Source organism: Clostridioides sp. ZZV15-6383, from assembly GCF_020657735.1.
Taxonomy (GTDB): domain Bacteria; phylum Bacillota; class Clostridia; order Peptostreptococcales; family Peptostreptococcaceae; genus Clostridioides; species Clostridioides difficile_D.
Genome location: NZ_JAGWCV010000094.1, coordinates 1 through 6,990 on the forward strand (window position 1 = coordinate 1; position 6,990 = coordinate 6,990).

9 protein-coding genes are annotated in these 6,990 nt (G+C 29.1%); 2 read left to right on the plus strand and 7 right to left on the minus strand.

Annotation, left to right across the window (positions count from 1 at the left end; genetic code table 11):
* Positions 1-3 precede the first annotated feature (3 nt).
* Positions 4-81: an IS3 family transposase gene (locus KGF42_RS20630; protein WP_227826039.1), complete on the plus strand. Its 78-nt coding sequence runs from the start codon at positions 4-6 to the stop codon at positions 79-81.
* Between the two features lie 191 nt (positions 82-272).
* Here the strand turns inward: KGF42_RS20630 and KGF42_RS18410 are convergent, their stop codons facing one another.
* The 5 genes from KGF42_RS18410 to KGF42_RS18430 are packed head-to-tail and all read right to left on the minus strand — an operon-like array spanning position 273 to position 4,859.
* Positions 273-677 (minus strand): PTS sugar transporter subunit IIA, encoded by a 405-nt coding sequence (locus KGF42_RS18410; protein ID WP_227821819.1) that lies wholly within the window; start codon positions 675-677, stop codon positions 273-275.
* A 20-nt stretch (positions 678-697) separates the two neighbouring features.
* Positions 698-1,180 (minus strand): PTS sugar transporter subunit IIB, encoded by a 483-nt coding sequence (locus KGF42_RS18415; RefSeq protein WP_054274968.1) that lies wholly within the window; start codon positions 1,178-1,180, stop codon positions 698-700.
* Positions 1,181-1,199: 19 nt separating this feature from the next.
* On the minus strand, positions 1,200-2,009 hold the full coding sequence (locus tag KGF42_RS18420) for a PTS system mannose/fructose/sorbose family transporter subunit IID (RefSeq protein WP_054274969.1): 810 nt from the start codon (positions 2,007-2,009) through the stop codon (positions 1,200-1,202).
* Positions 2,002-2,781 carry a PTS mannose/fructose/sorbose/N-acetylgalactosamine transporter subunit IIC gene (locus tag KGF42_RS18425; protein ID WP_003422498.1) on the minus strand — a complete coding sequence of 260 codons (780 nt, stop codon included), beginning with the start codon at positions 2,779-2,781 and terminating at the stop codon, positions 2,002-2,004. Before KGF42_RS18425 ends, KGF42_RS18420 begins: the two co-directional genes overlap by 8 nt.
* Positions 2,781-4,859, minus strand: coding sequence for a TIM-barrel domain-containing protein (locus KGF42_RS18430; RefSeq protein ID WP_227826850.1), 2,079 nt, complete (start codon positions 4,857-4,859; stop codon positions 2,781-2,783). The genes KGF42_RS18425 and KGF42_RS18430 overlap by 1 nt, the downstream gene beginning before the upstream one ends.
* Positions 4,860-5,169: 310 nt before the next feature.
* Between KGF42_RS18430 and KGF42_RS18435 the strand changes: the two genes are divergently transcribed.
* Positions 5,170-6,039, plus strand: a complete 870-nt coding sequence (locus KGF42_RS18435) for an AraC family transcriptional regulator (protein ID WP_227821817.1) — start codon at positions 5,170-5,172, stop codon at positions 6,037-6,039.
* Between the two features lie 102 nt (positions 6,040-6,141).
* On the opposite strand, the gene KGF42_RS18440 is transcribed toward KGF42_RS18435, so the two are convergent.
* Both KGF42_RS18440 and KGF42_RS18445 read right to left on the minus strand, forming a co-directional pair.
* A complete protein-coding gene (locus tag KGF42_RS18440; protein ID WP_227826851.1) occupies positions 6,142-6,741 on the minus strand; it encodes an MFS transporter in 600 nt (199 codons plus the stop codon).
* A 127-nt stretch (positions 6,742-6,868) separates the two neighbouring features.
* The coding region (locus tag KGF42_RS18445) for a zinc ribbon domain-containing protein (RefSeq protein WP_141248272.1) at positions 6,869-6,990 on the minus strand (122 nt) is incomplete at its 5' end.

Consider the following 6,990-nt stretch of genomic DNA (forward strand, 5'->3'; position numbering starts at 1 on the left):
TATATTTATTTTTATAATAATGAAAGAATACAATTAAAAAACGGAATGAGTCCGATTGAATATCGAACTCATTCCGAGTAAAGATAGCCTTTTTTAAGTCTGTCTACTTGACAGGGACATATCCAATATAGCCATAACCCTTTAAATCATATATTCTAAAATTAAATTTATTATGGAGTTTACGCAAGATTGATTAAATTCTTTTTCTAAGAAGTTATATATTAATTAAATGTTAATATAAGGCTTTTATTTTAAATATTAATATAACCTTGCTACTCATCATCAGATAATAAACTTGCTGTTGTTTCAACTATGGAAATATTATCTTTACCTATTTTCTCTAATTTTACTGCCAGTTCTTTTGTATCTAAAAAGGCTGATTCAATAACCATACCTAAATTTAGTCCTGAAATAATTTTAATTCTACTATCAATATTAGCCTCCAATAAAGCAGCATTACATGGAGTTCCACCTAGTAAATCCACCATTATAATTATTTCTGAACTGTCTTTATATACTTCCAAAGCTTTTTTTAATTTTTCTATTGTTCCTTCAATTCCATCATCTTGCTTCATATTTACAGTAGGATAATCTATAGAATCTCCTATTATCATTTTAGCAGAATTTAAGACTTCTTCAGCCATATTACCATGACTCATCAAAATAATACTATTCACTTTAATACACCTCTCTAAATCTATAAAATGTCTACAAGATAAGTTTTCTTATCATCAGGTGTCATTATAGTTGTAATTTCAATTCCTTCATCTAAAAGTCTTTTAAATGCTTCTTTCTCTTCTTCAGTAACACTGATATTAGGTTTTAGTACTGTTGTGTCTTTTCTACTTGACATGTTTCCTACATTTATATTGTGTATTTTAAGTCCCGCCTCTACAAATGGAATAAGGTCGACAGGAGATTTAACAATTAATAATACATTTTGTCCTTCATACTTCCCAGCAGTAATATTTTTTATAGCAGTCTCTTCTGTAATTATAGATGATGCTATTCCTGCAGGTGTCGCCATTCTTAGAACTTGTTTTTGAACAGAATTGTTAGCTATTGCATCATTTACTACCATCAATCTTGTAACACCTAATTTATTACTCCACATAGTTGCAACTTGACCATGAATTAAACGGTCATCTATACGAATATTTTTAATACCTTTCATTTCCATACCTAATACCATCCTTTCTTTATTTTAAAATACCTAATGCATATAAAATTATTGAAACAACCATTACGCCTAAAATTAAATATATAGGTTTTACGTTCTTTTTAAGAGCCCAATAAACAATCACAACTAAAATTGCAGGAACTAGCCCAGGCATAATTTGGTCTAATATTTCTTGACCTTTCATTGTAAAATCACCTTGCTGAAAGTTAAGAGCAACATTAGCTTTTACTACTGAAGGTATTAATGCACCTACAACCATTAATCCTAAAATAGATGTACTCTCAGTTAAAATCTTCAAACTTTTTTCAATTGAAGATATTAGCTTAGTACCTGATGTATAACCAGCATTAAATAATGGTATACTTAATAATTTCAATGCTACACTCACCACAATCCACAGTAAGATTCCAAACGGACTTCCATCTATTGCCATATTAGCTGCTATAGCTCCAAAAATTGTCCATGGAATAACGACAAACAAACTATCTCCTAAACCTGCTACTGGTCCCATCAAGCCTGTTTTAATTGAGGCAACAGCCTCTTCAGTTTCTTCACTTGATAATTCCTCCATTGCTACATTAATACCCAAAATATAAGGTGCAACCCATGGATTAGTATTAAAAAATTGTAAATGATTTAATACAGCACTTTGCAACTTTTCTGGATTATCTTTGTATACTACTTTTAAAAAAGGTAGTACTGCATAACAGTATGCCAAAGCCTGCATCTTCTCATAGTTTGAAGAAACAGAACTAGTAAAAAACCAACGCCATAAGACACTTTTTTTGACCTTTTCATTTGATTTATTTAATGATACCTTATCACTCATCTTCGTCCATACCTCCTACTACAGTATATTGTTGTGCTTGATTTTCCAAATTCTTTTTGTAAATTATAAGTGCAATTGCTCCACCAATTAAAGCTACACCTAATAATGGTACTTTCATATATACTGCTAAAACAAAACCAATTACTAAGTAACTAAAATACTCCTTAGCAGGAAGGTATCTAAGTAATAATCCTATTCCTACTGCTGGAAGTAATCCTCCAGCTACTGTTAGACCACCTGTTAACCATTCAGGTGTATATTTTAAAATTGTATTAATTAAAGAAGGTCCAAATATTACAGATAGAGCAACTGGAATACCTGTTGTAGCTGCTGTTAATAATACTCCTAACATTTGCATATAGGTTATATTTTTATAATTTCCTTTTTTAGCCCCATCTTCTGCTTTATGAACTAGCCATATACCAATAGTATTTCTAAGAACATCTAACTGTACCATCAATAAAGCAACTGGAATACCTATAGAGATTCCTACAGATGCTTCTTGCTTAGTTGTAATAGTTATAAATGTGGCTACTATACTAGCTGTTTGATAATCAGGTATTGATGCTCCACCAAAGTTACTAATACCTAATGATAATAGTTGTAATGTACCTCCAATATACAAACCTGTATTTATATCTCCTAAGATAAGACCAGTAATAAAACCTGCTGTTACTGGTTGATATGTTCCAAACATTGTTGAATTTTTTTCATAGTTTATAAAAAATCCATATAGTACGATTAATAATAATTGCCATAATTGTGGCTCCATTATGATTTCACCTCTCTTAAAATATTTTTTAGTTCTTTAAAGTTATATTTAGAATTTTGCTTTAAGAAAATAGGAATTTCTTCAAGTGGGCATTCAATTTCATAAGTTGCCCCACCTTCATAACTAACCTCATTAAATATATTTTCCCATGTATGACCTTTTGGTAAATATACTTTTCTGCTTCTATCTTTATAATTCATTATTGGAGCAACCAAAATTTCATCTCCAAGCATATATGTATTATCAACCTCCCAAGTTTTATCATCTTCAGGAAATTCATAAAATAGAGTTCTCATAATTGGCGTTCCATCTTCATGCGCTTCTTTCATCAATTTTTTTAAATAAGTTTTTAAACTTTCTCTAATTTTTACGAACTTTGTAAGAATTACTTCTACTTCTTCACCATAAGACCATATCTCATTAGGGGCTCCAGTTACCATTGAACCTCCACCTTTATTTGATAATGGTTTACTATGAGGCAATCTATCTCCATGCATTCTCAAAATTGGTGAAAAAGTGGCATATTGGAACCATCTTACCATAAGTTCTCTAAATTCTGGGTCTTTAGGATTTCCTCCATGGAAACCTCCAATATCAGTAGTCCACCATGGTATACCTGCCAGTCCCATATTTAACCCTGTATTTACTTGATTATTAAAAGCCTCAAAACTAGAATCAATGTCACCAGACCATACTAAAGCTCCATACTTTTGAGCCCCTGCCCAAGCTCCTCTTACAAGAGTTACAACAGACTCTGTATCCTCATACAAACCGTCATAAATCATTTTTAAATAATCAATAGGATAAATATTACCACAACTTAAAACATTGCCCTTTTTATATCTATAGTTATCAAAATCATAAACAGAGTAGCCAGGTTCAGCTACATCTAACCAATAGTAATCAATTCCAAGTTGTTTATAATTTTTATCTATTCTATCCCAAACATATTCTCTTGCATTTTCATTTGTCATATCTACAAAAACTGTATTTCCTTGAATTTGCATTGTCATTCTAACACCACGGTTAACATTAACCAAATAACCATTCTCTAAATAATCATTGTAGTTTTCTGCGTCACTTTGAACCGTAGGCCACACAGACACTATTGGCTCCACTGAATACTCTTCTTTCAGTTTTTTGACTAATTCTTTAGGATTTTTCCAATAATCTAGGTCAAATTTATATTCACCTTGCTTAGGCCAATGAAAATAGTCAATTGCAATTGATGAAAGCTTAATTCCTCTTTTAGAATATTCCTTCACAACATCTAAAACTTCCTCTGAAGTTCTATATCTTAATTTACTTTGCCATAGACCTAAAAGGTTTTCAGGCATCATAGGAACAGTTCCTGTAACTTGAGAATAATTTTTATTTAATTCTTTTGGACTTTCTCCACAAGTAATCCAATAATCTATAAATTTTGTAGAAAACATCTTCCATTCTGTCATATTTTTGGCAAAAGATACTCTTCCAATTCCTGGATTATTCCATAAAAGTCCATAACCTAAACTAGAAATATAAAAAGGAACTGATATTTGAGAATTTCTTTGGGCTAACTCCAGCACAGTATTCTTTAAATCTAAAAATTTATGTTGATATTGTCCCATTCCAAAAATCTTTTCAGAGGGTTCAGACTCAAATCTAGTAGTTACTTCAAATTCTCCACTATAGCTTGGTTGATATTCTCTTGATTTCAATTTGAGAGTAGAGTTAAAGTCTTTGGTAATTTCAATTGTCCCTACATCTTCTCCACCATCATCATGTTTTACAGCTCTTAATCGAATATATTCTTTTAATAATATTTCATTTTTATCATTGTAAAAAGTAATTCTATCTCTATGGTCTAAGACAGCTTTTATCTTTCCATTTTTAATGATTGCACTGCCATCTTCATTTTTATTAATTATAATATCGTCTTTATTTAACTTAGGTTTTCCGTTAAGAGCATAGTTTTCATCAACAAAATTTTGGTCTACAAATGACCTGATACGTAAAGAGTTTTTTCCCCATGCTTCTATTCGCAATAGTTCATTGTCAAATCTTTTTTCAATATAGTCTTCAGATATTTTTATCACGGCTACCTCCTAAATTAATGGTATAATATTCTATTTTTATGTATATTAAGTTAAATAATGTCGTTTAGTATCGTTATTTTATAAATTAGATTTTATATATAATTCATTTGTACATTAAACTAACTTACCAATAATATACTTTATTTGACTTTGTTTGTCAATCGCTTTCCGGATTTTAGTAAAATTTTCTAATTGATTAATAGAAAGTAATTTTTAATATTTTTTATTTATACTTTTTAATATCTATGATAATATTTATATACATTAGATATTCATTGAAAATCAAAAAATTGTTTTTTAGGAGTCTATTATGAATACACTTAAACATGAATCGGTAAATATCCATGATGATATAGGTGTGAAGCTCTATCTATCTATTGATAACGGTAGTTTTACAGTTAAACACTGGCATTATAGTCTTGAAATTATTCTCATACTTAATGGAAGCTTTAATCTTTTTATAGATAATGAAAGATTAAATCTAAAGGCAAATGATTTAATAATATTAAATCCAAAGCAAATTCATTCAGCTATTTGTTCTGATGGTAATGAATCTATAGTTCTTCAAATTCCTTATAAATTTTTAGAAGAAAACATACCTAATATAAATGAGTTACGTATTAATTATAAAGAATTACTTACTAATACTAATAATGCTAATGTGAATAAATTAAAAAATACTTTAAATGAATTATATAAGATATATAGCAAAGAGCCTCAACTATATATATTAAACTCAAAAATTTTATTATATGAATTTTTATATATTTTATATGGAAATTATTCAATTTCTATAGATTCAATATCTTACAAAAATACAGATAAATATTTTGATAGATTAAAAATTATAACTGATTATGTAAAAGAAAATTACAAAGAGCAAATTTCTCTATCTACAGCAAGTGAAGTTGTAAATTTAACACCTCAATATTTATCTAGATTTTTTAAAACACATATGGGAATAACGTTTACCTCTTATGTAAACAATATAAGACTTGAAAATATGTATAGTGACCTTATAAATACAGATAATAATATATTAGATATTATTCAGAACAATGGATTTTATAATTATAAACAATTTATGAAGTTATTTAAGAAAGTATATAATTGTACACCAAGTCAAAAACGACAACAACTAAATAAAATTAAAAAAGACGTTGTCTCAAAATATAGATAAATCTCTTTTTCATTGTTAAAATGATTAAAACACGCTTGATTTAATATAAAAAAGAGTGCCTCATGAACTAAAAAGTTCACTTTGAGACACTCCCTATATATATTATCTGCTTCTTAATTCATTTATTACCTCTCTACATTTTTTTTCAGTTAATGGATACATCTTTATAAGTACTAACATAGCTATTGTAAGTACTACTGGTATAACACCATTTATAGAACGAATACCGTACAAAGCTTGTGAAGTTTGAGACGTATTTGCAACATATCCTGTCATAGATAGTACCACACCTGGAACTAAGCCACCTAAAGCCATACCAAACTTAAAGAAAAATCCTATTATAGAATAAGTTATACCTTCTCTTCTCTTTCCTGTTTTTAATTCACCATATTCAATAGTATCTGGAACTAAACTCCACATTATTCCAGTGCTAGAATAAGCTATACCATGAATGACTCTAAGAATCATAATTAAAGTTATATGTTCTTTTCCTAAGAACATCATTCCTATTGGAAGAGATAAAGTAACTACAGTAAACCAAAATATTATTTCTTTCTTGTCAAATTTCTTTAATAAAAGTGGAGTAACAGCATATCCAACTAATACAGCACCTTTTCCTAGTATCATATATGTTGGAAGTAAGTCTTCTCTACCTAATACATATTGGAAGAAATATATACCCACAGCATCCACTATAGACATAATACCAAACCTGAACCTCCCATGACTAAAGTCACAGGGTTCCTGCTTCATAGAATTTTGCATACTAAAATATGTCTTATTAATTCTCCACAGGCCATCCCCGTAGTTCCTACGGTTCTTACATAAGTTATTTATTTTGAATTGTTATTAGTCTTAATCCTTCTTTTAATATATTTATACTTGCATTTATATCTCTATCGTGAGTTTCATTACAACTAGGACAAATCCATTCTCTTATATTTAAGTCCT

Coding starts and splice junctions, on each gene's coding strand:
- KGF42_RS18440 (WP_227826851.1), bottom strand. CDS start 6,741: ATGTCTATAGTGGATGCTGTGGGTATATATTTCTTCCAATATGTATTA.
- KGF42_RS18435 (WP_227821817.1), top strand. CDS start 5,170: ATGAATACACTTAAACATGAATCGGTAAATATCCATGATGATATAGGT.
- KGF42_RS18425 (WP_003422498.1), bottom strand. CDS start 2,781: ATGGAGCCACAATTATGGCAATTATTATTAATCGTACTATATGGATTT.
- KGF42_RS18420 (WP_054274969.1), bottom strand. CDS start 2,009: ATGAGTGATAAGGTATCATTAAATAAATCAAATGAAAAGGTCAAAAAA.
- KGF42_RS18415 (WP_054274968.1), bottom strand. CDS start 1,180: ATGGAAATGAAAGGTATTAAAAATATTCGTATAGATGACCGTTTAATT.